The sequence below is a fragment of the Pyrinomonas sp. genome, from assembly GCF_040289685.1.
GTDB lineage: Bacteria > Acidobacteriota > Blastocatellia > Pyrinomonadales > Pyrinomonadaceae > Pyrinomonas.
Genome location: NZ_PSLQ01000022.1, coordinates 1 through 26,592, shown reverse-complemented (window position 1 = coordinate 26,592; position 26,592 = coordinate 1). Strand labels below are relative to the sequence as shown.

Annotated in this window: 22 protein-coding genes and 1 tRNA gene; 3 read left to right on the top strand and 20 right to left on the bottom strand. The window is 60.4% G+C overall.

All coding sequences use genetic code 11. From position 1 onward, the window contains the following. Nucleotides 1-3 precede the first annotated feature (3 nt). The 9 genes from coxB to C4334_RS06780 all read right to left on the bottom strand — a co-directional run bounded on the left by coxB (nucleotide 4) and on the right by C4334_RS06780 (nucleotide 10,325). Nucleotides 4-1,056, bottom strand: coding sequence for a cytochrome c oxidase subunit II (gene coxB / locus C4334_RS06820; RefSeq protein ID WP_352431337.1), 1,053 nt, complete (start codon nucleotides 1,054-1,056; stop codon nucleotides 4-6). A gap of 5 nt (nucleotides 1,057-1,061) precedes the next feature. Next, nucleotides 1,062-1,949, bottom strand: a complete 888-nt coding sequence (locus tag C4334_RS06815) for an SCO family protein (protein WP_352431336.1) — start codon at nucleotides 1,947-1,949, stop codon at nucleotides 1,062-1,064. 133 nt (nucleotides 1,950-2,082) lie between these two features. Then, nucleotides 2,083-2,646 carry a hypothetical protein gene (locus C4334_RS06810; protein WP_352431335.1) on the bottom strand — a complete coding sequence of 188 codons (564 nt, stop codon included), beginning with the start codon at nucleotides 2,644-2,646 and terminating at the stop codon, nucleotides 2,083-2,085. Nucleotides 2,647-2,662: 16 nt separating this feature from the next. Then, the gene (locus C4334_RS06805; protein WP_352431334.1) at nucleotides 2,663-3,859 is read right to left on the bottom strand and encodes a hypothetical protein; all 1,197 of its coding nucleotides are present in this window, start codon (nucleotides 3,857-3,859) and stop codon (nucleotides 2,663-2,665) included. After that, entirely contained in the window at nucleotides 3,856-4,605 is a 750-nt protein-coding gene (locus C4334_RS06800) for a c-type cytochrome (protein WP_352431333.1), read from the bottom strand. The genes C4334_RS06805 and C4334_RS06800 overlap by 4 nt, the downstream gene beginning before the upstream one ends. 17 nt (nucleotides 4,606-4,622) lie before the next feature. Next, the gene (locus C4334_RS06795; RefSeq protein ID WP_352431332.1) at nucleotides 4,623-5,174 is read right to left on the bottom strand and encodes a DUF3341 domain-containing protein; all 552 of its coding nucleotides are present in this window, start codon (nucleotides 5,172-5,174) and stop codon (nucleotides 4,623-4,625) included. Nucleotides 5,175-5,193: 19 nt separating this feature from the next. After that, the gene (gene nrfD, locus C4334_RS06790) at nucleotides 5,194-6,600 is read right to left on the bottom strand and encodes an NrfD/PsrC family molybdoenzyme membrane anchor subunit (protein ID WP_352431331.1); all 1,407 of its coding nucleotides are present in this window, start codon (nucleotides 6,598-6,600) and stop codon (nucleotides 5,194-5,196) included. Between the two features lie 4 nt (nucleotides 6,601-6,604). After that, nucleotides 6,605-9,640, bottom strand: coding sequence for a TAT-variant-translocated molybdopterin oxidoreductase (locus C4334_RS06785; protein ID WP_352431330.1), 3,036 nt, complete (start codon nucleotides 9,638-9,640; stop codon nucleotides 6,605-6,607). 25 nt (nucleotides 9,641-9,665) lie between these two features. Next, nucleotides 9,666-10,325, bottom strand: a complete 660-nt coding sequence (locus tag C4334_RS06780) for a cytochrome c3 family protein (protein ID WP_352431329.1) — start codon at nucleotides 10,323-10,325, stop codon at nucleotides 9,666-9,668. A gap of 475 nt (nucleotides 10,326-10,800) precedes the next feature. Here C4334_RS06780 and C4334_RS06775 point away from each other — a divergent pair, with 475 nt between their 5' ends. Then, a complete protein-coding gene (locus tag C4334_RS06775) occupies nucleotides 10,801-11,841 on the top strand; it encodes a 2Fe-2S iron-sulfur cluster-binding protein (protein WP_352431328.1) in 1,041 nt (346 codons plus the stop codon). A gap of 104 nt (nucleotides 11,842-11,945) precedes the next feature. On the opposite strand, the gene C4334_RS06770 is transcribed toward C4334_RS06775, so the two are convergent. The 3 genes from C4334_RS06770 to C4334_RS06760 all read right to left on the bottom strand — a co-directional run bounded on the left by C4334_RS06770 (nucleotide 11,946) and on the right by C4334_RS06760 (nucleotide 13,711). Next, a complete protein-coding gene (locus C4334_RS06770) occupies nucleotides 11,946-12,266 on the bottom strand; it encodes a DUF167 domain-containing protein (protein WP_352431327.1) in 321 nt (106 codons plus the stop codon). Nucleotides 12,267-12,368: 102 nt separating this feature from the next. After that, nucleotides 12,369-12,980 carry a YggT family protein gene (locus tag C4334_RS06765; protein ID WP_352431326.1) on the bottom strand — a complete coding sequence of 204 codons (612 nt, stop codon included), beginning with the start codon at nucleotides 12,978-12,980 and terminating at the stop codon, nucleotides 12,369-12,371. Between the two features lie 11 nt (nucleotides 12,981-12,991). Continuing rightward, nucleotides 12,992-13,711, bottom strand: coding sequence for a YggS family pyridoxal phosphate-dependent enzyme (locus C4334_RS06760; protein WP_352431325.1), 720 nt, complete (start codon nucleotides 13,709-13,711; stop codon nucleotides 12,992-12,994). Between the two features lie 672 nt (nucleotides 13,712-14,383). Between C4334_RS06760 and C4334_RS06755 the strand changes: the two genes are divergently transcribed. Then, complete coding sequence (locus C4334_RS06755) at nucleotides 14,384-14,938, top strand: hypothetical protein (RefSeq protein WP_352431324.1); 555 nt, start codon at nucleotides 14,384-14,386, stop codon at nucleotides 14,936-14,938. Between the two features lie 102 nt (nucleotides 14,939-15,040). Next, nucleotides 15,041-15,127 (top strand) — tRNA-Leu (locus C4334_RS06750). Between the two features lie 220 nt (nucleotides 15,128-15,347). Here C4334_RS06750 and C4334_RS06745 read toward each other — a convergent pair. The 8 genes from C4334_RS06745 to C4334_RS06710 form a co-directional block, all read right to left on the bottom strand. Further along, nucleotides 15,348-15,773, bottom strand: coding sequence for a DUF6941 family protein (locus C4334_RS06745; protein ID WP_352431323.1), 426 nt, complete (start codon nucleotides 15,771-15,773; stop codon nucleotides 15,348-15,350). Between the two features lie 304 nt (nucleotides 15,774-16,077). Then, the gene (gene ligA, locus C4334_RS06740) at nucleotides 16,078-18,108 is read right to left on the bottom strand and encodes an NAD-dependent DNA ligase LigA (RefSeq protein WP_352431322.1); all 2,031 of its coding nucleotides are present in this window, start codon (nucleotides 18,106-18,108) and stop codon (nucleotides 16,078-16,080) included. Nucleotides 18,109-18,151: 43 nt separating this feature from the next. After that, the gene (locus C4334_RS06735; RefSeq protein WP_352431321.1) at nucleotides 18,152-18,658 is read right to left on the bottom strand and encodes a DinB family protein; all 507 of its coding nucleotides are present in this window, start codon (nucleotides 18,656-18,658) and stop codon (nucleotides 18,152-18,154) included. Continuing rightward, nucleotides 18,648-20,099, bottom strand: coding sequence for a M20/M25/M40 family metallo-hydrolase (locus tag C4334_RS06730; RefSeq protein WP_352431320.1), 1,452 nt, complete (start codon nucleotides 20,097-20,099; stop codon nucleotides 18,648-18,650). The genes C4334_RS06735 and C4334_RS06730 overlap by 11 nt, the downstream gene beginning before the upstream one ends. A 24-nt stretch (nucleotides 20,100-20,123) precedes the next feature. Further along, complete coding sequence (locus tag C4334_RS06725) at nucleotides 20,124-20,888, bottom strand: GNAT family N-acetyltransferase (protein WP_352431319.1); 765 nt, start codon at nucleotides 20,886-20,888, stop codon at nucleotides 20,124-20,126. A gap of 223 nt (nucleotides 20,889-21,111) precedes the next feature. Continuing rightward, nucleotides 21,112-21,570 carry a hypothetical protein gene (locus tag C4334_RS06720; protein WP_352431318.1) on the bottom strand — a complete coding sequence of 153 codons (459 nt, stop codon included), beginning with the start codon at nucleotides 21,568-21,570 and terminating at the stop codon, nucleotides 21,112-21,114. A 51-nt stretch (nucleotides 21,571-21,621) separates the two neighbouring features. Then, nucleotides 21,622-24,687: an ABC transporter substrate-binding protein gene (locus C4334_RS06715; RefSeq protein ID WP_352431317.1), complete on the bottom strand. Its 3,066-nt coding sequence runs from the start codon at nucleotides 24,685-24,687 to the stop codon at nucleotides 21,622-21,624. A gap of 150 nt (nucleotides 24,688-24,837) precedes the next feature. Beyond that, complete coding sequence (locus tag C4334_RS06710; RefSeq protein ID WP_352431316.1) at nucleotides 24,838-26,280, bottom strand: sensor histidine kinase; 1,443 nt, start codon at nucleotides 26,278-26,280, stop codon at nucleotides 24,838-24,840. Between the last annotated feature and the right edge of the window lie 312 nt (nucleotides 26,281-26,592).

The window sequence follows — 26,592 nt, the reverse complement described above, 5'->3', positions numbered from 1 at the left end:
CTCCTACCTCCTCTGCCCACTCGGGCTGCCGGAGGACTGTGCTCCGGCGTTTGTGTTCGCCGACGTGCTGTTTGAGGTCGCCGACGCAGCAGCAGTGCCGCTTCCGCCTTGCGGCGTCAGCGACTTGATGTACGCGATCAACTGCAACAACTGCTCTTCGGTCACCTGCCCCTGATAGGTCGGCATGATGGCTGAGTATCCGGCGACGATCTTCGCGCCCGGATTCAAGATCGATTCGCGCAAGTAGTTCTCATCAGCAATGACGGTCTGACCCGTTTCGAGCTGGACTGGCTTGCCGAAAATTCCAGCCAGTTGCGGCCCGCGTCCGCCAGCGTCGCGCCCGCCGTTCAAGTGACAGGTCGTGCAGCCTAGATTCTGAAAATGCTGCTCGCCCAATTGCGCTGGCGACATCTGGCTCGCATTGCCGCTCAACCACGCTTGATACTCATCGGGACGCATGACGACGATGGTTCCGCCCATCTTTGAATGGTTCATGCCGCAGTATTCGGCGCAAAAGAGATGGTATCTGCCGGGCTTGGTCGCATCGAACCACATCTGCGTGTAGCGGCCTGGGACCACGTCCATTTTGACGCGAAAGTCCGGGATGTAGAAGCTGTGAATGACATCTTCGGTGGTCATCGTCAGCCGGACCTTGCGCCCCATCGGGATGTGCAGCTCGTTGATCTCGCGCTGTCCGGTGGGATGCTGCATCTTCCACATCCACTGTTTGCCGACGACGTAGATATCGAGCGCATCTTTCGGGATGCGGTATTGCGCAAAGTAAACTTTCGCGCCCCAAACGAAGATCGACATCGCGATCAGAAACGGGATCAGCGTCCAGATCGTCTCGAGCTTCATCGAACCGGCGATCGGGCGTGGGATCTCATACGGCGACCGACGCCGGTATTTGACGGCGAAGAAGATGATCCCCGAGACGATCAGAACGGTGAAAAAGAGCGTGATGCCGACCAAGTAGAAGTAGAGCGCGTCCACCTGTCCGGCCATGGTGGAAGCTTGCTCCGGCATCAGTTTGAATTCGGATGGAAACTGCTGCATATGCTTTACGTAACGCCTCCCGTCGTTGGCGACTTACGAGCGGCCCCGCGTCGCCACAGCACCAACAACAATCCGCCCAACCCGACCAGCGTGAGCGCTCCGGCCAACCGTACGATGTTCAACACGACGGGGCCGTATTTGCCAGCAGCCGGATCATAGTGAAAGCAGTAAAGCAGAAGCTGATCGACGGGCGAGCCGATCTTATTCTCCGATGCTTCAACCAAGCCCAGCCGCAAATCGCGCGGTTCGTACTGGATGCCGTAGAAGTAGCGCGCAACCTTGCCCTGCGGCGTCAAGAGGATGATCCCGCTCGCATGCGCCCACTGATTCGTTCGTTCGTCGAAAGCGTAATGGAAACCAACGGCGTCGGTCAGCCGTCGAATCTCGCTCTCATCGCCGGTTAGAAAGTGCCATCCCTGTTCAGCATTGGGTCGCGTGTAACGGATCATATACGACCGTTTCTTGCCGGCAGCCAATTCCGGCTTTTCGCGCGGATCGAAGCTGACGACTAAAACCTCGAAGTCGCGTCCGGCAGTAAACGGCACGGCGTTCAGGCTGCCAAGCAACCCGTTCAACACCTGACTGCAAAGCATCGGGCAATCGTAGTAAACGAGCGCGAGGATCGCCGGTTTGCGCCCAAGGAACGAGCCGATCGTCACGAGCTGTCCTGTTTCGTCGCGCAACTTGATGTCGAGCGGCACTTGTTCATCCAAGCGCTGCTCGATGCGCACGTTCTTAAGCGCTTCGGGGACGCCCGTCTCCTGTTTCCCCACTTCGGGCGGGCGCTTGTAGAGGCCGCCGCCGCTTTGCGCCCGCGCGCCGGTCAACGCTCCGACGAGCAACAGGAGCGTGACGCCGCGCACAACCAATCTGTTGTATGACCTCATCATCATCAACTCCTTGATGAGCTGGCAGCCCCGAACGATTCCCTTCTACTCATTTGGACGCTTCGCCGAGCCCCAACGGTTCATCGCCTTGGTCGCCCGCCGAAACTAAAATTTCGGATGCTAAATTGTCGCATCATCTTCACCGAAGGCTCGTCTCGCGCACCCTCTTCTCAACCATCCTGCCGGAGCTTTGTTGCGATGGGATGTACACGCCTTGGCTTTCCGTTTGGCCGTTGGCCGATGGACGCACCGGTACCCCACGTTCGACAAGCAGTTCTTTGGCGCGCTCGACCGGGATCTGAACGATGCCCGCCTCGCGATTGACCCAACCGTAATTTTTCAGCACAGCATCCTCTTCGGCGCGCAATCTTTTGAGATCATCGAGCGGATGAATGGCGTGGCCCGGCGCAAGCTGCAATCGCGGCTCGGGCGGCAAACGCTGCTCGCCTTCGCGCCTGATGGTCGGCATCGTCTCGGCCTCGCTTCGCTCGGCGCTCGCCTCGAAGTACTTGAACATGCCGACCACGATCAGAAAGCAAAGGGCCGTCAGCGCCGCCAACCATCCGATGAACTTCAAAATCGCCTTCGTGTTGACGTCGCTTCTTTCATAGGCGACATCGAGGTTGCGAATGTACGAGACATCGGGCGTTTCGGTTACGTGCTCTTCGCCGTTTTTGCTGCGGTGACCGTTTCCACCAACCATCTTCACAAACCTCGCTTCAGTGATGCGCCGGATGCAGCGCTTTCTCCAGCAACGAATCATGCTGCGGCAGCAACGGACGACGACTCAACTGCCACGCGAAAAAGGCGACCCATAGTCCGCCAATTCCAATAGGCGCCGCTAGGTCCAACCAGTGCAGATGAAACGCGCTGCGGTACTCCTCGCGGTGCGCTTCGGGGGCAATCAACCAGACAGCATCGATCCAGCGAACGACAAGCAAAAAGAGCGCGATCGAGACGATGCGCCGCGGATTGCGCTTGATGTCGCGCGACAAAAGCAGCAAGAAGGGGAAAGCGAATTGGAACAGCACCAATCCTAGGGAAACGTATTGCCAGCCGCCGCTCATCCGCCGCAAGTACCATGGAATCTCTTCCGGCAAATTGGCCGACCACATGAGCAAAAACTGCGAGAAAGACAGGTACGACCAAAGCATCACGAACATGAGCAAGAACTTGCCGAGATCGTGCAGGTGTGCCGGAAGCACCACGGCGCGCAACGGTTCGCTCTGACGCAAATAGACGAAGATGGCGAGCGTGAAAGCGAGCGCGCTCATTCCCCAGCCGGTGGCCATGATCAATCCGAAGATGGTCGAGTACCACTCAGGATCAAGCGACATGATCCAATCGAAGACGGCGAACGTCACCGTCAGAAAGAAGAGGATCAAGCCGGGACCGCTCAGCCGCTGCATGCGCCCCTCGATCTCGCGCGTCTCCGCCCGCTCATCCTGCTCGGCTGACCACTTGTTGAGCAAGTGGGCGAGCAGCAGCCAAATGGCGAAGTAGATCCCGACGCGCGCCAAAAAGAAGGGGACGTTCAGATACGGCGCCTTGTGTTGAAGCGGCTCGCTGGCCGCCACCGCTTCACTGTGCGACCATTCGTAAAGCTGATGGATGCCGAGCGCCACGGGCAAAAAGAGCACCAGCATCAGCGGAATGGTGCGCGTTGCCGCTTCGAGTATGCGACGGATCACCAAGCTCCACGCGCCGCCCGCCACATGGTGGACCATGAGGATTCCCAAAGACCCAAGCGCCACGCCCGTCCATAGGACGTACCCGATCAAGTAAGAGAAGAAGAACTGCCGCGCGTCGATGAATGCGCCGAGCGCGGTCAGAGCAGCGCCTACAAGACCGACGATCAGGGCGATGCCGCGCAGGCGTCCCAACTCAGGCGGCGATGTTTCCACTCGCTGGTTCATCTTTGCTCTCGGCTCCCTCCTGTGGCAGCGTTCGCTTCCAATTTGCTTCGCTCTTCGGGCGGTACGTCGTTGAGCGTCGCATTGCGACTCAACTGCAGCGCGCGAATGTAGGCGACGATCGCCCATCGGTCGCGCGGCGGAATCATCCACCCGTAAGCGGGCATCGATCCCCACCCGTTGGTGATCACGTCGAAGAAGTGGCCCACCGGCGCCTGACGCAAACGCTCTTCGTGGTACGAAGGCGGACGCCGGTAACCGCGCTGCACGACCATGCCATTGCCGTCACCCGTGCGCCCGTGACACATCGAGCAGTAGATGTTGTAACGCTCTTCGCCCCGATCAACTATGTCTTTGGTCACAGGAAACGGAAAGGCGTTGACCAACGTCGGGTCGTACTGCGCGTTCTGCCCGCCTTGCCCATCGGCAGCGCCATTGGCCCCGCCGGATGCCATCTGCCCATTGGCGCCGGATGATTGCCGCTGCCCATTGGCCGTTCCGTTCGCGCGTTTGCCCGTGTAGAACTCGGCATCCTCACGCAAGTATCCGCGCGCCACCGTCCCTTGAACGAGCGGGCGCGACGCTTCGCCGTCGGGGAAGAAGTCGCTCTTTTCGTATGCCTCGTAGCGCGGCTGATCTTGCATGTCCTGACGGCATGCCGTGCCGAAGGCGACGCTGAGCGCCGCGCAAGCCAACACGGCTGCCTGCCGCCACCACCTCAGCCTCGCGCTGTACACCATGTTTCGCATGTGATCCCTCGCTTTCGCTACGGCTCCACTTCGGAGACTTCGCGTGCGTTCAAGCCGGCGAGGAAACCGGCCGTCTCCTCACGATCGAACTTCGGGTCGGTCGCTTCGATCAACAAGAAGAAGCGGTCACGGCTCGCCAACTCGAACCGCGGCACGTTGAAGACCGGATGGTAAGGGCGCGGCAAACCGTTGCGCCCGAGCATGCCGAAGACGGCTGAAAAAGCGGCGAACAAAACGGTCAACTCAAACGTGATCGGCACGAAAGCGGGCCAACTGTTGAACGGACGTCCGCCGACGTTGATCGGGTAGTCGATGGCCGACGTGTAGTATTGCAACAGGTATCCGGTCAACGTTCCGAGCAATCCGCCGAAGAGGATGAGCACGGGCAACCGCGTGCGCCGAATGCCGATCGCTTCGTTCAACTCTTCGATCGGGTAGGGCGAGAAGGCGTCCACTTGTCGGTAACCGGCCTCGCGCGCGCGTCGTGCCGCTCGAACCAAATCCGTAGGCGTATCGAACTCAGCCATCACGCCGTAGATCTCCGGTTGCTCCTGCGTTTTGTGCGCCATCTTCTTTTTCACCTCACGCTCAGTCGTGTGCCGTCGCTCCTTCGGGTTCAGTCCGCACTTTCGCTTGCGGCAACAACGTCCGCACCTCGAAGATCGAGATCATCGGGAGCAGTCGGATGAAGATGAACATCAAGAAGAGGAAGAAACCGATCGTCCCGAAGAACATCGTGAAATCCCACAGCCGCGGCGCGTACATGCCCCACGACGATGGCAAGAAGTCGCGGTAAAGGCTCGTCACGATGATCACGAAGCGCTCCAGCCACATCCCCGTATTGACCACGATCGAGATGAGAAAGAGCAAGATCATGTTTTCGCGTATCCGCTTGGACCAAAGAAGCTGCGGGATGACGATGTTACATAGGATCAGCATCCAATAAGCCCAAGCGTAGGGGCCGAGCGCACGGTTGCGCATCATGAACCACTCGTACCCGCTCGCGTACCAACCGATAAAAGCCTCCATCAAGTAACCATAAGCGACGATCAAGCCTGTCGCCAGCATGACCTTGGCCATCTGGTGCATATGACGCAATGTGATCAGATCTTCCAAACCGTAGAACTTGCGAATCGGAATCAGCAGCGTCAACACCATGGCGAATCCCGAGTAAATGGCGCCAGCGACGAAGTAAGGCGGGAAGATCGTCGTGTGCCAACCGGGAATGAGCGACACGGCGAAGTCGAAACTCACGATGGTGTGCACCGAAAGGACGAGCGGCGTCGAAAGACCGGCCAAGATCAGATAAACGGTCTCGTAGCGGTGCCAGTGGCGCGCCGAACCGCGCCATCCCATGGCCAGCACACCATAGATCTTCTTGACCAGCGGATGGCGCGCTTGATCGCGCATGGTCGCTAGATCCGGGATCAACCCCGTGTACCAGAACAGGAGCGAAACGGTGCCGTAAGTCGAGACGGCAAACACGTCCCACATCAGCGGGCTGCGAAACTGCGGCCACATGCCCATCGTGTTCGGGTAGGGGAAGAGCCAGTAAGCGAGCCACGGACGCCCGACGTGCAACAACGGGAAGAGGCCAGCGCACGCGACGGCAAAGAGCGTCATCGCTTCGGCTGCGCGGTTGATCGAGGTGCGCCAGTCTTGCCGAAAGAGCAATAAAATGGCCGAAATCAACGTTCCGGCGTGCCCGATGCCGATCCACCAGACGAAGTTGATGATGTCAAAGGCCCACGCGACGGGAATGTTGTTGCCCCAGATCCCGACGCCCGTCAGCACCAGATACCCGATGGTGTAGAGCAGCATCATCACCATCATGAAGGTGATCGCGGCGCCGACGAGCCAACCAAAGGGCGTGCGCCGCGCCAGAACGATGTTGGCGATCTTCTCCGTGACAGTGATGAAGTTATGTCCCGGCGCGATCACCGGATAATCCGCGCCGGTCAACGTCTGTTGGCGTTCTGGCGTGATGGTGCTCATGCTCTTATGCTCCCTTCAACTCCGGGTTGGGATTGCGCAGCGCTGCCAGATAGCTGGTGCGCGGGCGCGTGTTGAGTTCACCGAGCAACGAGAAGTTGCGCTTTTCGGCCTTCAATTTGGCCACACGGCTGTTCGGATCATTGAGATCGCCGAAGACGATCGCTTCGGTTGGACAGACAGCTTGGCACGCGGTCAAAACTTCACCGTCGCGCACGCGCCGCCCATCTTTCTCCGCTTCGATCTTGGCCGCTTGAATGCGTTGGACGCAGTAGGTGCATTTCTCCATCACGCCGCGCGAGCGGATGGTCACCTCCGGGTTGCGCATCATCTTATAGGTCGGCGTCTCCCAATCCTGATAGAGCAGGTAGTTGAAACGCCGGACCTTGTACGGACAGTTGTTGGAACAGTAGCGCGTGCCGACGCAGCGGTTGTAGACCATGTCGTTCAAACCCTCGGCGCTGTGCACCGTGGCGTTGACCGGGCAGACCACTTCGCAGGGCGCTTTTTCGCATTGCTGACAGGGGATCGGTTGAAAATACGCGGTCGGATTCTCCGGATCCCCTTCGTAATAGGTGTCGACCCGCAACCAATGCATCTCGCGGCTGCGCGCGACCTGCTCTTTGCCGACCACCGGGATGTTGTTTTCGGCTTGGCAAGCGACGACGCAGGCGTTGCACCCGATGCACGCGCTCACATCGATCGCCATCGCCCAGCGGTAACCGTCGTACTGGTACTGCGGATAGAGCGACAGATCTTCCGGCGGCTCGTGCCCGCGCTCGTGAACGACCTCGGGATTCCGCATGTACTCTTCAAGGATGGTCGCACGCACTAGATCGCGTCCTTCCATCAAGAAGTGAAGCTGCGTCGAGGCAAGCTGGTACGCTTCGCCCGTGCGCCGCAACTCGGCCCCAGCGCCTGCCCACATCGCCCCTGTGGTTCTGATGGCAGAAGCGTTGTAGCCGATCTTGTTGCCGACGCGCCCGGCCCGCTCGCGCCCATACCCCATGAAGACGGTCACGCAATCATCCGGATGCCCCGGCACAAGATATGCCGGACCGCGCACAGTGCGCCCCTCGAACCGCAGCTCGACGATTTCGGACCAAACTTCGCCGCCGCGGCTGCCGACGACGCGATCTAACCCAAGCCTTTCCGCAGTGCGCGGACTCAAGTAGATGACGTTATCCCACGTGAGCTTGGTGAGCGGCTTGGGCAGTTCTTGCAACCAACCGAGATTGGCGAAACGTCCGTCGTAGATGGATGGGTCCGGTCGAAAGACGATTTCGAGTCCCTGCGCCGACGTGCTCGTCGGTGGCGCTGCAGCGAAGTCCGTGCGCGCAGAGAGCGTGCGCGCCGTAAAAGCGGTATCAGGCACGACGCCATCGTGCAACGCGCGCCGCCACCACCGTTCGAAATCAGCTGCACCGGCCTGTCGCTGCCAGTACTCGCGCACCACATCATAGGAGGTGCGATCCGGCTGATCGTTGAGCACGGCGAGGATCTCGTGCGCCGTCTTGCCTTGGTAAAGCGGCGCGATCAGCGGCTGAACGATCGATACGGTGCCATCGTAGGCGCGCGCATCGCTCCATGATTCGAGATAGTGTGCTTCCGGTACGTGCCAGTGGCACAAGTCCGCCGTCTCGTCCCGGTACAAGCCGAGGTGAATGCGCAGCGGAACGCGCTCGAGCGCGGTGCGAAATGGGATGTCAGCCGGTGCCGTGTAAACGGGATTGCCTCCGAGAATGACCAGCATCTCAACGCGCCCGGCTTCCATGTCGGCGACCAACTCGCGCAAGCTCTCGGTTTGAACGACCGGATTGGCCTCCACTGGGTCAGTATAAAAGACCGTGCGCCCGACGTTGCCGAGCGCAGCATTGATCGCATGCCCCAGTGCATGTACCACCGGCGGTTGCTCGTCACCGACCACCACGATGGATGCGCCACGGTGCTGGTCCAGATCGCGCACCACAGCGTCGATCCACGAGCCGTACTTTGCCAACGCTTCGCCCGTCGGCGCAGCGACGTTGCCGACACCAACGCCAGCGGCGATGGCGCGCGCAAGCGCCTCTATTTCGCTCGGTTTAACTGGCAAACGGTGATCGGCGATGGATCCCGTCACGGTCGGCGAGCTCTCAGCTACGTAGAGCCGATTCATGTCTTTCTGATCGGCGACGACGCGCCGTCGGTTGGCGAAATCACGGGCGTAGCGCAGGTGGCCCGGACCGCGAAACAGAAAATCGGCATCGAGCGCAACGACGCGCGCCGCTTGATCGAACCGGTAGATGGCGTTGACTGGTTGACCGAAGGCCATCTGCGCGCCCAGTCGTACGTTGTCGCGCGTCACAGGTTCATACTGGTGCCACTTGGCAGCCGGGTATTTCTGTAGCAGCGCCTTGATCTGATCGGCCAACGTCGGCGAGATGACCGTTTCGGTCAAAAGGCGCAAGCCTGCCCCTTGCTTCCCCCCCTGATTGACCATCGCCGTTCGAACGGCGCCCAAAAAGGCGGACCAGGACGAAATGTCCCCGAGATAGAGCAAAGTGCGCGAACGATCCGGGTCGTAAAGCTGCAAGATGGAAGCTTGCGCCCAAAGGTCGGTCGCGCCAAGGCTGCCGGGATGCTGCGGGTTGCCTTCGATCTTGGTTGGGCGCCCCTCGTTACTTCGCACCAGCAATCCAATGGCTTCGCCCGCAAACGGCATCGCCGTGGCGAAGAAGAGCGGCTTTCCGGGAACGATCTCTTCGGGTTGACGGATGTACGGGACGATCTTCTCCTGCGGTTGATAGACGCACCCGCTCAAACCCGCCAGCGCGAGCGAAGCGCCCATCAACTTCAGAAATCGCCGCCGCCCGACGGGGTCGTGCCACTCCGACGCGCCATGTGGAAATTCGCGCTGGAGATACTCGATGAACTCAGGCGTTTCGCACAGCTCTTCCAGCGAACGCCAGAAGCGGCGTCCTTGCTCTTGTTGCGCCTTGTGAAGGAGCGTACTAAGGCGCGGACGAATTTGAACCAGCTCTTGGGGAGTCGCTTCTCTAGCCATATTGGATCACGATTCCTTCCGCTATTTAACGATGGCACGTCGAACAACTGGTCAAGATGGCCGGACTCTTGATCTCATAGGCCTTGACCAATTCGCGTCCGAGTCGCTCCTGGTCCGGGCCCGGCTGCCACTCCATGTTGAAGATCTGATCGCGCGGACGCACGAATTTCTCCGGCGCACGGTGGCACTGCAAACACCACTCCATCTGGAGCGAAGCCACTTGCCAAACGGTCGGCATCAAATCGACGCGCCCGTGACAGGTCGAACACCCGATCCCCTTGTTGACGTGAATGCTGTGGTTGAAATAGACGTAATCAGGCAGATCGTGCACGCGATTCCACTCAATGGGGCGACCCGTGCGCCAACTTTCACGAACTGGCTCAAGATAAGGGCTGTCCGCCCAAATCTGCGAGTGGCAGTTCATGCACGTCTGCGTCGAGGGCATGCCAGCCGACGATGAGACCTCCACTGCCGTATGGCAATAACGGCAGTCAATGCCGTCGTCGCCGACGTGGTGCTTGTGGCTGAACTGCACGGGCTGCTCGACCTCGACGTATGCCTTCGTGATGTAAGACGAGCGTTGGAATGCGATCACGAGGAAAATGGCTGAAGCGATGATGAAGACGGCGCCGAAAATGCTTATCCTCGAGATCGAATTCGCGCTCGGACGAAATAGTTGCGGCATTGCCTCACCTTTCGTTTGCTGCGCCGGAAGCGACGCACACCACACTTTACACTTCGCGTTCGGGCTCCCCGCAGGGAGCGCTCGAAACTGCTCGATCCTACTTCCGCTCGACTTGCAACGGGGCACTCCTTTCGGAGTAGCCTATCTCATACTACATTTTTCACCTGCGGAGCAAGTTACCGGCAAAAATTTATCTGATTTTTAAGCCCATTTAATTCTCCGCCGAGCGCATCGACCCGCCCACTGCAAAAAATTACCGCCTCAGCAGACCATCCGCTCGCCTCTGGCATTGACTCGGCTGCACCTAACGCAAACATGCCACGACCTTCCCTCTTTGCCATTTGGCTCGACACAGATTAAACTTCAGGATTTCGATTTCTCCTTAGCGCGTCCGTCAAGCAAACGTCGCTGCACTCCGCGATCGACTTCGGTGTTGATCGAGGGCGAAAATCCTTAACGACATTTCCGAGGAGCGATGAGCACCAACCAATCAAACATGTCGCAAACCGCCTCCAACAGCGCGCATGCGTTCGATTCTTTCTTGCACGCGCAAAGCGAGCAAGTTTGGGCCGATGCTTTGCGTCAATTGCTGCCGCGCGTGCACGAGGTTGATCGCAACGCGACGCAGATCTGGTTTCACTTCTTCCCGCTTTCGCTGGCGCGCGCGCTCGAACGCGCCGATGACCCCGACCGACTCGCCCGCGAGATGCAACTTCAAGGGCGCTACCGCTTGCACGACCAAATAGACGATTCGCACCGTTTCCTCTACGGTCATCGCTTCTGGCCGACGGTGAAAGCCGCCGTGACTGAATTCGCCGACCGTTTCTCGCCCAAAGAGGTGCCGTGCTCGCTTGCCGAGCAGATCGGCCAAGTGGCGCGCGAAGCGGCACAAAGGCTTCGCGTTGAAGAATCTCTCGTGCTCGGCATCACGGCGGTCGCCTTCATGACCGTGCGCCAGGTCGGGCTCGAACTGTTTCGGCGCGCGCCGGGCAAAATCATGCTGAGCGAGCAAGCGCGCAAGAGGACGCCGGATGAGGTGTTGCGCGCGCGGGCGCGCGACGACCGGCAAGGGCTGCTCGGCTTTCTGCGCACGGAAGACAAGCGCTGGACCGTCACGTTCGACGAAAACGACCCGGAGGCGCGCTTCAAACTGGTCCACACACAAGAGATCGCGTGGGGCGCGGCGCTCGATAAACGGCCGTGGCACTTGCGCGACCCGCGCTGCGTCGAAGGCGAAGGGCCGATTCCGGTCCAGTGCCGGTCGGCTGCTTGCGGCACGTGTTGGGTCGGCGTGTTGGGCGGTGCCGAGAAGCTTTCCGAAGTCAGCAAACTCGAACGGCGCATGATGCCGCGCTTCGGTTACATAGACACAGATGATCCGCGCCCGCTGATTCGTCTTTCTTGCCAAGCCAAAGTCTACGGCGCGGTCTCCATCGTCATTCCGCCGTGGAACGGCTACTTCGGCAAGTTCGTGCGCGACGATCGCGACGATGCTGATGACGGAATGGCTTCCTGAACGCGCTCGGTGAGATCGGCGATATGCCATCGAGCGACATGCGAAGGGTCTTCGCCATGCAGAGCGCCGCTTAACTGAGCGTATCGCTTCGGCGATCGCTACAGTCAACGATGGCGGTTGTCATTTGCTGTCTTACGTTCGATGGCGAGTCGGCGCTCCAACTCCGCGCCGTTGAGTCCGCGCACGCGCACACGCTTGTTTTGTCCGGCGGCGCCGCGCACGATCTCGACCGCGTGCGGCGCAACGCGCAGTGCCTCTGCAAGCGTGCGCACGAGTTCTTCGTTGGCCGCGCCGCCTGCGGGCGGAGCGGCGAGTTGCACGCGCAACGCGCCGTTCCACTCGCCGACGATTTTGCTGCGCGAAGCGCGCGGCACGGCGCGCACGTTGAACCAAACGGCATCCTCTTTCTCGGTCCAAGCGATCATCCGAAGTGACTTTGCCGACCGGTTTTTGATGCCCACCTCTTTGTTAGACCGACGCCCGAGCGCATAGATCTCGTCTGCCACAAAACGAATGGCAAAATGGGTCTAACCGATGAAGTTCAGCGGCCATCCGCGCAACAAGGTGCCTGCCACGGCAGCTTGGAACAACCAGATGATCAGGAAAGCGACGATCGGCGAGATATCAAACATGCCGAGCGGCGGGACCATGCGTCGCAGAGGCAGCAACAAGGGTTCGGTCGCGTTGACGAGAAAGCGCATGAGCCGGTTCGAGTAACCGACCATCCCCCAGGAGAAGATGATGCGAATGAAAATCAGGAGCGAATAGAGCGCGAGCGCACCGTAAACTAAGTAACCGACAAGAGCCACTGGCGCGCCGCGTCGCAAACAGAAGACAATCCCGGCTGCCGTGTTCAAAACGGTGGAAGCCAGTTGCAACGCCAGCCAACCGAGCAGAATGGCGAGCAAGATGACGATGAGCGGCGCGACGTTCGGCCCGAGGCCGAAGCCAAGCAGCGCGCGCCGCACCGGCGCGACCAGCGGATCGGTCACGCTGCGCAACCAGATCACCGGGCGGCTGAACGGATTCGGATCGGCATAGTTGAGCACGAGCCGCGCGAGCATCAACGCGATGACGACCACGATCGCCGCCACCACCCCGTAGTTGACAAGCAAAAACAACGCTTCGATGACGAACATGATTCAGCCTCTCATTCGCTTAGGCGCGCGCCGAAGATCGCCGTTCCGACGCGCACCATGGTCGCCCCCTCTTCGATTGCTACCTCGAAATCATGGCTCATGCCCATGGAGAGTTCGCCGCGCCCGTCGCCGAACAGCCCGTCGGCGCGAAGACGGTCGCGCAGTTGGCGCAAACGTCGAAAGTACGGGCGCGCTTGCTGCGCGTCGGCGAAAAACGGCGGCAACGTCATCAATCCCACCGGGCGCACTCGTTCACAACGACTCAACGCCTGTATGATGCGCGACAGTTCCGCTTCGCTAGCTCCAGACTTAGTCTCTTCGCCAGCGAGGTTCAATTGGACCAGTACGGGCAGTTCGCGCCGACCTTCTTCACGACACAAACGTTCGAGCCTTTCGACTAATTCCGCTGAGTCGAGCGAGTGAATGTAGTCGAACAAACGCACGGCACGTCGCGCTTTGTTCGATTGCAGGTGACCGATCAAATGCCACTTGACGCCCTCGTGGCCGATCTCGCGGATCTTCGTCTCCGCCTCTTGCACGCGATTTTCGCCTAGGTGTTCGACGCCCGCCGCAATCGCTCGCCGCAATGCCTCCACCGGAAAAGTCTTGCCGACAGCGATCAACAAGACTTCCGACGGATCACGTCCGACGCGCTCGCAAGCGCGTGCAATGCGCGTTCGGATCGCCTCCACGCGCGCGCGCAATTGCTCAACCGCAACGCAAGCTTCCACGCAAATGACTATAGCAACCGAACGCAAAGCACTGCAACCGAACGCAGGCGCGTTTCGGTTCGGAAACGGGCGCGCACGGCGCGCCAAAAGTCCGCCGATCGGCGTAGACGCCGCGCCTGAACTAAAGGTTAAATTAAAACAATTACGGATCTTGAACCGATGGCCGAAAACGGTTCCGAAGCCATATGCGACGCAGAGAACGAATCGAAACCAAATGGCCGATCTTGAATCAACCGATCGAGTTCGGAGATGACCGCGTTCACGCGCTGCGAGGTTTCACGAAGACCGACCCCTTTGCACCAACAGATGGAGTTTGAAGTTGATCACATCGGCGATATTCAAAATACCGACCTTGAACCGGCTAATCGGATTTGAGGTGAAGACTGCGCCGCAAGGCGTACCAAATCATCGGAGCGTATCCCTCGCATTCTGTGCAAGGCGGAACATCAAGAGTCGCGCGATGCATACCAAATCGTTGAGACGCATCCTTTTTTCGTGCACGGTTGGTCCGACGCGTCGCGCAAGTGTTTGATTTTTCACGGGCGCGCGGATCCCATGATCGACGGCACGCAGATTGTCAGCGCAATCAGGGCAAACGATGCGGTTCGCGCCTCTTGTTCCAGTGGGCGAACACGCCAGCAAAGTAAAATCGAAGCTTTTGAGGGGGGAACCATGAACAGACGACTGAGCTTTTTCGCCTTGCTTCTTTTCGCCACCGCGCTCGCCGTGCCTGCCACGTCGCTGGCCCAGAGCGGACCACCAGCGCGCATACGCGAGAAGAAGTCCGGAAAGTTCATCAACGGCCATGATGCGCGCGACGGAAGATGGGACGGGCGCGGTCCGCGCCGTGACAAAAGAGGTGATAGAGATGATTACGACGATGAGGATGATCGTCGGGAACGCGGGCGCAAACGCCATGACCGCGACCGCGACGGCGTTGACGACCGACGTGAAATCCGCCGTTATGCCGAATCCGTCGGCTATCGGGAAGGGTACCGTCTCGGACGCGAAGATCGCTTGAGCGGGCGACGCGCCAACTACCGCGACAGCGGCGTTTACCGGGAAGCGACCATCGGCTACCGCAGCGAGTATGGCGATATAGACCGCTATCGGCGGAGCTTTCGCGAAGGCTTCCGCCGCGGGTACGAAGATGGCTACCGCGACCGCAGCCCACGCCGCCGCTACGAGAAGATCGGCGACATCCTCGGCGGCGTCTTCGGTCGCTAGTCCCACAAGCGCGCGAGGATTATTGTGGGAGCGGCGACATCTTCGGTTGCCAAAGCCACGCTTGACACACCCGGTACAGGCACCTAGAATTCTAGGTGCAGTGCGGATGTGGCGGAACTGGTAGACGCGCCGGCCTCAGGAGCCGGTGACGGCAACGTCGTGGAGGTTCAAATCCTCTCATCCGCACCAAGTTTTCGTTTGGGGTTCAAAGAGGCGAAGTCGGCAAAAAGGCTTCGCCTCTTTGCATTCGCCGCTCTTTAGAAATGGCCTGCTGTCGGTCGTCTTTGACAAGAAAGCGAACTTAAAAAGGCGTTTGAATCACATCTGCGCGGCGCCTAATCAACTCCGTCACCTTTTGCTTTTCCGGTCGCGTCGAGTTGCAAACCGGCTCGTCGCAGCGGTGGGCGCTTCAATTCACCGCGTTGGAGGTCGATTCAAAGGCGCGCGCGTCTGTGACCACCAGCGGTTGCTCGTCGAAGAGCATCGAATCAACCAAGGTCTGCACCCAGTAGCGCCCAGCCACCGGGAAAGTCACATTGACAAAGAAGCTGATGTTGTCGGCAAAGCCGCCGGGCGCGATCTCAAACCTCGTCGGTTGCGAGACGACGATCGGATGCTGACGGTCAGGCGAAAGGATACGCACCTCCGAAAGATAGACCCCCTCGCCGCGCCAGTGGTTGACCACGGCGAATTTGATGAGCGAGACGGGCAGTTGCTGCACCATGATGTTCTGAAAAACACCCATCAGCGAAAGTTTGTTGCCGACCTCTAGGCGCACATCATCGCACAGGATCGTATAGACCAACTCCAGCTTTTCATCTCTTTTTCGAGGCACGCTCTTCTCCGTTTCCAACGAATCTGCGGTTCGCCCGTTTGAGAGCAACATCACCTTCAGCGCTGTTGCCGAACGCCCGCCGATGCTTCTCGGCATTTTAGCCGGAATCGCCCGAGATGGCACGCGCCCAACACGAGGCACAGTGAAGATCAGCGTTGCGCAAGCGACAATGATGCGGAGATCTCCCGCGGCAATGGCGGGGCTTTCTCGAAATGGCGGCCGTTCGACGAAAGATTTTCCGCCGATGCTGGCTTCACTTTTTCAACTTGAGCATCGCTCGCCACACGATCGTTGATCCCCGACCTTACGCTTCCAGATCGAGCATTCTCCTGAATTCCGCTTCGTCGATGACGCTCACGTTCAACTCGCGCGCGCGGTCGAGCTTTGATCCAGCATCTTCGCCAGCGATGACGAGGTCGGTCTTCCGACTGACGCCCGAAGAGACGCGCCCGCCGCGCGCTTCGATCAGCGCGCGCGCTTCGTCGCGCGTCATGGATGCGAGTTTGCCGGTCAAAACGAACTGCTTTCCGGCGAACCTCGCATCACGAACGCCGGTTGCGGGAGCAGCACCAGTTTCCGTGCGCACACCTGCCAGACGAAGCTTTTCGCACAACGCGCGATTCCTTTCGTCAGCGAACCAATCGCGCACGCTCTTTGCCACCGCTTTCCCGATATCGGGGAGCGCATCGAGTTCTTCCAAACCAGCGCGGGCAAGACCGGCAAGCGAGCCGAAGCGTTGCGCCAGAACCTTCGCCGTCCGCTCGCCGACGTGACGAATGCCAAGGGCGAAGACCAAACACGCCAGATCGCGCTCTTTGCTCGCTTCGATCTGCGCCAATAGCTTGGCCGCCGATCTTTCGCCCAAGCGATCAAGAGCGGCCAGTTTCTCCAGTTGCAAGCCGTAAAGATCCGCAACGTCACGCACCATGCGGCGCTGGACCAATTGTTCGGCCACGGCATCGCCCAAACCTTCGATGCGCATGGCGCGACGCGAGGCGAAGTGAAGCAATCTGGCTTTGAGCTGCGCCGGACAATCGGCGGCGATGCACCGCGCCACCGCCTCGCCTTCGGGACGCGAAACGTGGCCGCCGCAAACCGGGCACGTCGTTGGCATGACGAACGGGCGCTCTTCGCCCGTGCGACGCGTCGTGATGACTTTGACCACTTTCGGGATGATCTCGCCGCTCTTTTCGACGAGGACCCAATCGCCGATGCGCACGTCGAGCCGTCGGATCTCGTCCTCGTTGTGCAACGTCGCGCGCGAGACGGTAGTGCCGGCAAGCGGCACGGGCTGCAACACGGCAACAGGCGTCAACGCTCCCGTACGCCCGACCTGAACGACGATCTGTTCGATTCGCGTGGTCGCTTGCCGTGCGGGGAATTTGTAGGCGACGGCCCAGCGCGGCGCCTTCGCCGTCGTGCCCAACTCTTCTTGCAACGCGACGGAGTTGACTTTGACGACGACGCCGTCGATCTCGTAACCGAGCGTATCGCGGCGCGTCTCCCACATTTGACAAAATGAAACCGCTTCAGCAACAGAAGCGCACAGGGCGCGTTCGGTGACGCAAAATCCAGCCCGCCCCAACCAATCGAGCGCGGCCCAATGCGTAGCGAAAGGTTTGCTTCCGTTTACCAAGACGTCGTAAGCGAAGAATTCCAAGCGACGGGCAGCGACGATGCGTGGGTCCAACTGGCGAATCGTGCCCGCTGCGGCATTGCGCGGATTGGCAAAGCGCGGCAGGCCCGCGTGGTCGCGCTCGTCGTTGAGCTTTTCAAAAGCGCGTCGCGGCATGTAGGCTTCGCCGCGGACCTCGATCTCCTCGCCCAATTCCTCCCAACCGTCGTTTAGGCGAAGCGGGATCGAGCGAATCGTCCGCACGTTCGGCGTGACATCTTCGCCGCGCACGCCGTCGCCGCGCGTCGCCCCGCAGACGAGAAGCCCGCGCGCGTAACGGAGCGCCAGTGACAGTCCGTCGATCTTCAACTCGGCGACGTAATCGATCGTTGACCAACCAGACAAACGCCGACACCGTTCATCGAAAGCGCGCAACTCCTCGATGTTGTAACTGTTGTCGAGCGACAACAGCGGACGGCGATGGACGACCTCCGGGAAAGATTCGACCGGCCTTCCGCTGACTCGTTGCGTCGGGCTGTCGGGCGTGATTAAATCCGGACGAGCCGCCTCGAGCGCGCGCAGCTCTTCGCGCAGAGCATCGTACTCGGCATCCGACACCTCGGGATCATCGCGGACGTAATAGCTTTCATCATAACGACGAATCTGCTCGCGCAAGCGCGCGATCTTCTCCTCGATCTCGAACAAATCTTTTTGCGTCATGATCGTTCGGGCTTTTTGCAAAGTCGGTGATGAATAGAAGAGGTCAGGACTCATCCGCCGATGGCCCGTAGATTGCTGGCACAGCCACGTCATTCAACCGAGAGTAGACGCCTAATTGCGCGCGATGGTGGACCAGGTGATTGAAGACCATGCGCCGCAACACCGCATAGCGGGCCATCCCAAAAATCTTCTGCCCGCCAGAGAGCAATGACCACTCTTTGGCGAACTCTTCGTCGCTCGTCGCCGCGATCGCCCGCCGCGCTTCATCGGCGTTTCGCTCGAACAATTGCAGGACCTCGTGACGCGAACCGGCCCGCTGCGCAAGGCGAATCGGCTGCCCGTCGGGGCCGATCATGTCGAACGCGTCGCTGGTGAGGATCACCGACGCCCAACTCGGTATGTTGGCGATGTGCGTCGCCAGCTCGCCCAAAGACATCGACTTGGCATGTGGACGCCAATCGAACTTATCGTCCGGAAGGCGCTCCAGCAAGCGGCGCGTGCCCTCGATCTCTTGCTCGAATTCAGGGAGTAACATGTCGCTAATCTTCATGGTTTGCTCCTTTCACGGATAATGCGCGGTTGCGTTGCAGCTTGAGCGCGGTCTCAGTCTCTTTTTCGGCGCTTGCCTCTTGCGCTAAGCGCCCGAGTTGATGAATGACGCGACCGAAGTACTTGATGCCGCGGATGAAATCCTCCAGCCGGATGTTCTCGTCCGGGCCGTGCGGGTTGGAACCTTCGTATCCAATGCCGAAAGAGACGACCGGCGTCGGCGGTTGCACCGCGCCGCACAGCGCGCCGACTGGACCGCTTGCCGGATCAAGCGGATAGATCACCGGGTCGCGACCGTAAACCTCGGTAACCGACTCTACAGCTGCGCGCGCCACTACGCTGCGCGCCGAAGACTTTGCGACGGGCGCGCGCGCAAGCACCGTGATCTCGATGTCGTCGAATCCGCGCCGATCCAGATGTTCGCGCAGCAAGCTGATCGCCAGTTCGGGCGTGAGGTTCGGGACGAGCCGGAAATCGACGCGCGCCACTGCGGTGCCCGGCAAAGCTGTGCGCGGACCAGTCTCGGCGTGTCCGGTCTGCAGACCGCAGATTGTGCAGGTCGGGCCGAAGACGAGTTCGCGAACCAGTTCCGGTCCGGCGAGGCCACGCGCCCAATTCGCGATGCGAAACTCCCGCTTGAGTCCTTCCTCATCCAGTTCCACCGAAGCGAGCAACCGCAGGTCCTCCTCGTCGAGCGGCGCGACGTGACTCATATAACCATCAACGGTGATTTCGCCTTCGGGCGAAAGCAACGTCGCCAAAGCGTGGACCAAACGCCAAGCCGGATTCGGCACGATGCCGCCCCATTTCGAATGTATGTCGGTGCGCGCGCCATGCGCTCGAAGTTCGACGAAAGCGATGCCTTTGAAACCTAAGCTGATGACCAAGCGTCCGTTGGCATCGATGTAGCCATCATCCCAGATCGCGCCGTGTGCGCGCAGCAATTCAGTGTGCTCCGCGGCAAATTGGTAGAGGCTCGGACTGCCGAGCGCATCTTCCCCCTCGACGATGTAGCGCAAACAGAACGGGAGTTTGCCGAAGCTCTTCTGATAAGCCTCGATGGCAGCCAAGCGCGCGACCAGATCGCCTTTGCTGTTGGCCGCGCCTCGCGCGTAGAGTTTGTCGCCGATGATTTGCGCGGCAAACGGGCCGGAGGTCCATTCGGTGAGCGACCCGATGGGCTGCACGTCGTAGTGACCATAGACGAGAAAGCAATGTGCGCCGGCGCCGAACTCAGCGTAGATGATCGGATAACCGCTGCCCAAGCGAAACAGGCGCGTGCCACCGCCGGCGCGCTGCATCATCTGCTCGACCGTGTCGGCGACGTTGCGCATCCCCGTCCCATGCGCCGCCACCGAAGGCATGCGACACAGCGCCCGCAGCCTTTCGATGAAACTTTGCGCGTTGCGCTCGACGTAACGATCAAACCGCGTGAAGCTCATCAGCCATGCCTCTTGCCACAAGCGTCACTGCAACCGCGCGACATCGTCCGCACGATAGAGCAGGTAGCGCGGGCGCTCCGCATCGCGCACGAAGCCGGCACAGATCAACCCTCGCTCGAACGCGTCCGCAAACGCCGCGCGCACGCGCCGTTGTTCACCTCTTGCGCGCTCGACGTCGCAGCGAATCAACGCGCTCCAGTCATTTGGAATCGCAATCTCGGCTACCGGTTCGGCTTCGGGCGTCGTTCGTTCGCCGCGTCGTGCGCGTTCGACGCGCGCCGACTCCAGCTCCCATTCAGCAAAAAGCCGGTCGCTATCAAGTCTGCCCCCTTCGGGCATATTGTAATCCGTTCCGTAGAAGTTCACCGCATAGCAACGGACGACGACGCCCAAACGGTTGATGTTGAAATGAGCGTTGCGCGCTTGCAGTGGATCCCAAGTCCACTTAATGAAGCGCACGCCTTCGGCCAGCGCCCGCGCGCGTTGCGCCCACTTGAGCTGCGCGCCGATGCCGCGGTTCTGGAAAGCGCGGTGCACCGCCATCATGTGCGAATAGCCGATGATCTCCGCCCCACGACGCGCGACCAAATGATGGACGAACCCGATCAACTGGTCGTCGTCAAAGGCACCGAGCGTCCAGCCGCCCGCCTGCCGCGAAACGATCAGGTGCCGCCGCGGAGAGACTTCGAGATCGGGAAGGCCGAAGACTTCGCGTTGCAACCGGACGCAACCGTCGAACTCATCGACGGTCGTGCATTCGCGTATGATGATTCGTGCGTTTTCAGTCATCGAATCGTTCAGTTTCCTCTTTGTTCAGCCTTTGAGCGAGCTTCGACGGCCACGCTCGAATTGGCCGACGCGCTCGAACTCAAAGCCTTTTTAACCAACCATCAGAAGAAGGTCGTTGAATCGTTCTCGCGCTGGAGCCTATTTGCGGGCCGCTTCCGCAAACGAACTTTTCGTTCGCCAACAACGCGCTTGCTGTTGATCGCAGCCGCGCATCAGCGCGACTTCAAACGACCACTTCCGCGTACCAACTGCGCTCGACATGCGCGATGCGCCGCGAGCGCGTGAGCGCGACGATTTGGGGGACGAAGTTGACGATGACGAGTCGCCCCGGCGCACGATGTTTCGCCTCGACGGCAGCGCGCAGTTCTTCCGCCAGTTGCGCGACATCAACCCCGATCTTGAAGACGAACAGCTCCGCAACGCTGGCGTGCTTAAGCAACCAGCCGATTTTGCGCTTGCCGACGGCGCCGCATTCGCCCCAGATGAGAATGCGCCCCCAGTCATCCACTGCGACCAGATCGGGTTTGTAGCGCAAGCCCAACGGCCGCTCGATGGCGAGGTCAGGGGATCTTGGGACGAGCATCGCGTAACCGAGCGCCTTCAGCAAGAGGTGCTCATAACTTTCGCCCGTCCCCTGCCACAAACGCACGCGCCGCCCAGCAAGATCGAAGTCATGCAGCATTCTGCCCGGATTCGATGGCGTTCGCGCCGAAACGGTCACTTCGCCAGCCAGTCACTTCGCCAGCCAGATCTCTTTGGGCCGTACGGCGGGCGCGACCAAGTGCAGTTGCAGACCTTCGACGTATGGTTGTTGAATCACCGCCGTCCGGCGATGCGTTAAGAAGACGGCCATCGCCTCTTCGGCGATCAAGCGCTGCAACCGCGAGTAGAGTTCAACGCGCTCCGCGTAACTGACCGCGGTACGCGCCCGCTGCGAAAGCTGGTCCACTTCAGGCACGCACGCGATGCGACCGACGCTCGATTGTCGATTGGCCGAGTGGAAGAGAAAGTAAGTGAAGTTGTCCGGATCGGCGTAATCGGCGTACCAACTGATCTCAGCCAGTTGCACCCGTCCCTCGTGCGCCGCCTTGACGATCTCGCCCACCTCGGCGACCTGCACACGGCACTCGATGCCGATGTTCGCCAGCGCGTCGCAAAGAAACGCGCCGGCCTTCTCGCTGATCGACTGTTCCGCGATGGTGCGCCACAACTCGATCTTGAATCCGGAACGATAACCGGCTTCGGCGAGCAGACGACGCGCCAATTCAGGATCGTAGGCCACGCCGGACCAACGCGCATCGTGCCCGATCAATCCCGGCGGAATTGGGCCAGCGGCGGGCACGGCCATTCGACCGTAACATTCGCGCACGAACCTCTCGCGATCGATCGCGTGCGCGATCGCCCGTCGCACGCGCGCGTCGCTGAAAGGCGGTTGATCGGCGTCGAAATAGAGGAACTGCGTGTGCAGTTGCGTGCCGGCGACGATGCAGGATCGCCACTGCGGATCCTCGGCCAACTTCCCCAGCCTTTCCGCGGAACTTTCGCGCGCCAGATCGAACTCGCCCTCGCGCAAACCTTTGATCGACGCGCCGCCGACGACGTTGTACTGCATGGTCAACCGATCAACATATGGCACATCTTCTTTCCAGTACAGCTCGAACCGTTCGAGTTCAACCCGCTGCGCTTCGGCGTCGTAACTGATGAGCTTGAACGGTCCTGTGCCGATCGGATGGCGTGCAAAACGCGCGCCGCCGTCGGCCTCGATCTCCTCGCGCGGGACGATGGAGGCAAAACGCAAGCACAGCATCTGCAAGAAGAAGGCCAACGGCTCGCTCAAACGCATCTCGATCGTCCAATCATCCAGCACGCGCACGCCTTCGATCTCGTCGGCCTCGCCGCGCGCGTACTCTGGGGCGCCCACCAAACCGGCGTAAACCCAGGCGCCCGTGCGCGACGCGCGTAGCACGCGACCGATGGAATAGAGCACATCGTGTGCCGTCATGACGCGCCCGTTGTGGAAGCGAACGCCGCGGCGCAAGTAGAACTTGTAACTTCGTCCGTCGGCGGAGATCTCCCAGCGCTCGGCCAGCAGCGGGCGAACTTCAGCGTTCTTCCCCGTTTCGACCAACCCTTCTAACATCAAACTGAGCAGGTCGGCGCGCGCCAACGTCGAAGCTTCGAGCACGTCGAGCGAAGGCAGGCTGACCTGCGAGCCGATACGCAAGTGACCGCCGCGACACGGCACTGGCATGCGAAAATCGCCGATGGTCTCGCGCAGCGAATTAGCCTCGTAACCGAGCAGGCTCGATGTGTAGTTGACCTGAATGATCGAGGCCTGATTGCGCCGAACCGCTTCGTGAATCACTTCCATGGCGCGCAAGATCTCCTCCGTCCCGCGATGTTGCTCTTCGGCGGCGCGTCCGATCTGCGCGATCAGTTCGGTCAAACGTTCCATTGCCTGCGCGACATGCTTCGAACCATCGGCTTGCTCCTGCATCGCGCGCCGGACCTGCCCGGTGAGCAACGCCATCTGTGTGGCACGTTGCCCGATCTGTTGCGCCGTGGCAGCTTGCTCGGAAGTGGCGCGTTCGATCTCTTGAGCGCGCCGCCGGACTTTGGCCACTAGTTCGGTCACTTGTCTTGATTCGCTGGCCTGCGTCGTGGCCGCTTCGGCGATCTGCCGGATGGCCTTGGCCGAGGCAGCCGTCAGACGGCTGATCTCATCGAGCGACCGCGCGGCACGCTCGGCTAGCAGTAATCCTTGTTCGGCCAATTGCCGGTTGGCATCGGCTTTGGCCATTGCGACCGCCACCGATTCGCGCACGCTTTTGATCAGTTCGCTGATCTCGCCAGTGGAACGCGCCGTGCGCTCGGAAAGCTCTTTGATCTCCTCGGCGACGACGGCAAAGCCACGCCCTTGCGGTCCGGCCTGCGCCGCCAGAATGCGCGCGTTCAGCGCAAGCAGATTGGTTCGGTCGGCGATTTCGTCGATGACGCGCGTGATCGCGCCGATGCGCTCGGAAGCCGAACCGAGCGCGGCGATCGTCTCCGCCGTCTCCTCCACGCTCCGGCGCGTTGTGCGCATCGACTCCGCCGTCTCAATGACAACCGCCGATCCTTGCTCGGCGGAGCGCTGTACTTCCTCGGCCAACGCGGCAGCCTCACTCGCCGCTTGATCAACGCGCTGGGTCGAATCATCAATGGCGCGTACGGATCGTTCGGCTTCGTCCGTGGTCTGTGCGAGCGATTCGGTGGCGGTTGCCACGTTGCGCACCGAGGCCGCCATCTCCTCGATGGATGAAGCCGTCTCTTCGACGAACGAAGCGAGCGCATCGGAATTGACCGACACATCATCAATGGAGGCGGCCATTTCCAGCACTGCAGTCGAGGTCGTCTGCGCTAGATGCGAGAGCGCGTTGACCGCTTCGGCGATCGAAGCGGCGGAAGCGCTGATCTGCGTGATGGAACTGACGGTTGAATCGACCGAAGCGGCCTCATCGCCGACGGCAGCGGCTAATTGCCTGCCGCCTTCGAGCACGCGCGCCGCCACCGTCTCGATTGATTCAGCAGCCTGCTGTAATCCAACCACCGTGCGACGTATCTGGCGCGCAAGCGCGATCAGCTCGAAAAGGGCGCGTTTTTCGCTCGGGCGTAAACCGTCGCCGACGGCGCCGATCTTGAGACCAACCGTCAGGTCGCCGTTCGACAGCGCTGCGGCAAATTGCTCTAAAAGTGTTGGCTGGTTTGCGCCGCGCTTGGCGTTTCTGGTGCGTTGGATGCTTTTTTCTTCGACGCTCATCGCTTCCGTTCGTCTTGTGACAGACTTGCAAATGTTGCGATCAAGGGCAAGGGCGGAAGATGCTTCGTCGAACGGTGCACTTCCGCGCCGTGCATCATAACACAGCGCTTCGGCAGATGCGCGACTTAATTTTTGTCCAAGGGGATGGGGTCAGGCCGGACGCTCCGGGAAGTCCAGTTCCACTTCCAACCCACCATCCGCGTGGTGGGCGGCGCGCACTACGCCGCCCAGAACAGTCACCAGTCGCTGCGCGATGATCACGCCCAAGGCATTGATGTTGAGCGCGTCATCGTTGCCCAATTCGCTGAAGTCGAAGGCGAGCGAGAGGTCTTCGATGGGTGCGCCCTGATCGCGGATCGTGATGCGGAAGCGGTCGCAATCGGCGCGCCTGTCGGCTTGAATGGAGACGCTCGCTCCGGCTGGCGTGCGACCGATGGCATGACCGAGGAAGTTGCTGACCACATGACGCAGTTTGCTTTCGTCCGAAACGATGGCCCCGACTTCAGGCGCGACGAAAGAACTGAGGCGAACGCCGCGCCGCTGAGCTTGCGAGGCAACGGCGCGGCAACAATCGTGAATCAGTTCGCGCAAAGAGAATTCGTGCAAAAACAGATCAGTCAAGCCCGCTTCCAGCCGCGACAGATCGACCAACTGCTCGAGGCTCGCCTGCAACTGCAAACCGGCATCCTGAATCCGTTGACAGAAACGACGCTGCGTTTGGCTAAGGTTTTCTTGTTCGAGCAATATTTCGGCAAAGCCAAGAATGGCCGTCAGCGGCGTGCGTAACTCATGCGACATGCGTGCCAGAAAGAGCGCCCGATACCGCGCGACGCGCTGCAGTTCGCGGTTGGCCTCTTCAAGCGCGGCGCTGTGGCACCGCACCTCTTCGAGCAAGCATTCGATCCGACGCCGCTGTTCGCGCATCGCAGCATTTCGGCGCGCATTGGTGAACGCAATGACTATCGGGGGTGCGACGAACCTGATGCCGCACAAAGCTTGGTCAAGATGCTCTTCCGCTTCCGCGCCAGCAACCAGTGCGCCGATCAGTTCGCCGTGTGCGTGGATGGGCACGGCGACGGCAGCGCTCAGAGCTGATCGTTCGAGCAAAAGATCGAATTTTCCCCCTGCAAGCTCAGCTCCCGCAGGAGAGCCTCTGTCGGTGTGGTGCGGCCTCTTAACGGCGTCTGGTCTGCTCTTGCGCCACGCTTGCACCTCGCGCTTTTGTTCTTCCACCGCTCGCGTCAACTGCTCGCCGAGCTGCCGCACGCCGTCGCGCGCGGCATGCGCATCGCAGTAGGTGACGCTTTCGCACAACCTTCCGTGTTGATCGCGCAGGTAGATGGTGATGAAACAGAGGTGCCAACGACGTTGCAACATCTCGAAAAAGGCGCGATACGTATCGGCCTCGGTGTCAGCATCCTCCGACGCGCACGCTTGCGCGTAGAGCAGGTCAACTATCGCTCTGCTCAACGCCTGAAGTTCGGTGCCCGCCTCTTCTTCTCTTTTCCCCATCGCGATCTTGATCGCCCGAAGCGCACCCGTCTCAGCGCAACGCGCCCTCAAACGAAACTCGTCGAGCCTTCTTTCCGCCATCGCCGACCTCGCGGGCTGCGCGCCGAGAGCGCAAACCGCATTAGCACCGGCGCGGTTCTACCGAAACTTTGTTGCATAAATGCGCTCCAAGTCATGCTTTTTCTTCAACAAGGAGCTTCTGGTGCAACAAATCCGCCGCCGACTTTAGCGTTGCGACACAGGCGCTCGCTCGCAAAGATGCTTCGCAAACGACGATCGCTCTTCATTCGCCTCTGACACAACGAAGCGAACGTTGGCAAAAGACTGCGGGAATAGCCTCGATCCTTCTCCCGGCGCTTCGACTTTCGCCCAAAGGGACCGCTAGGGCAAAAT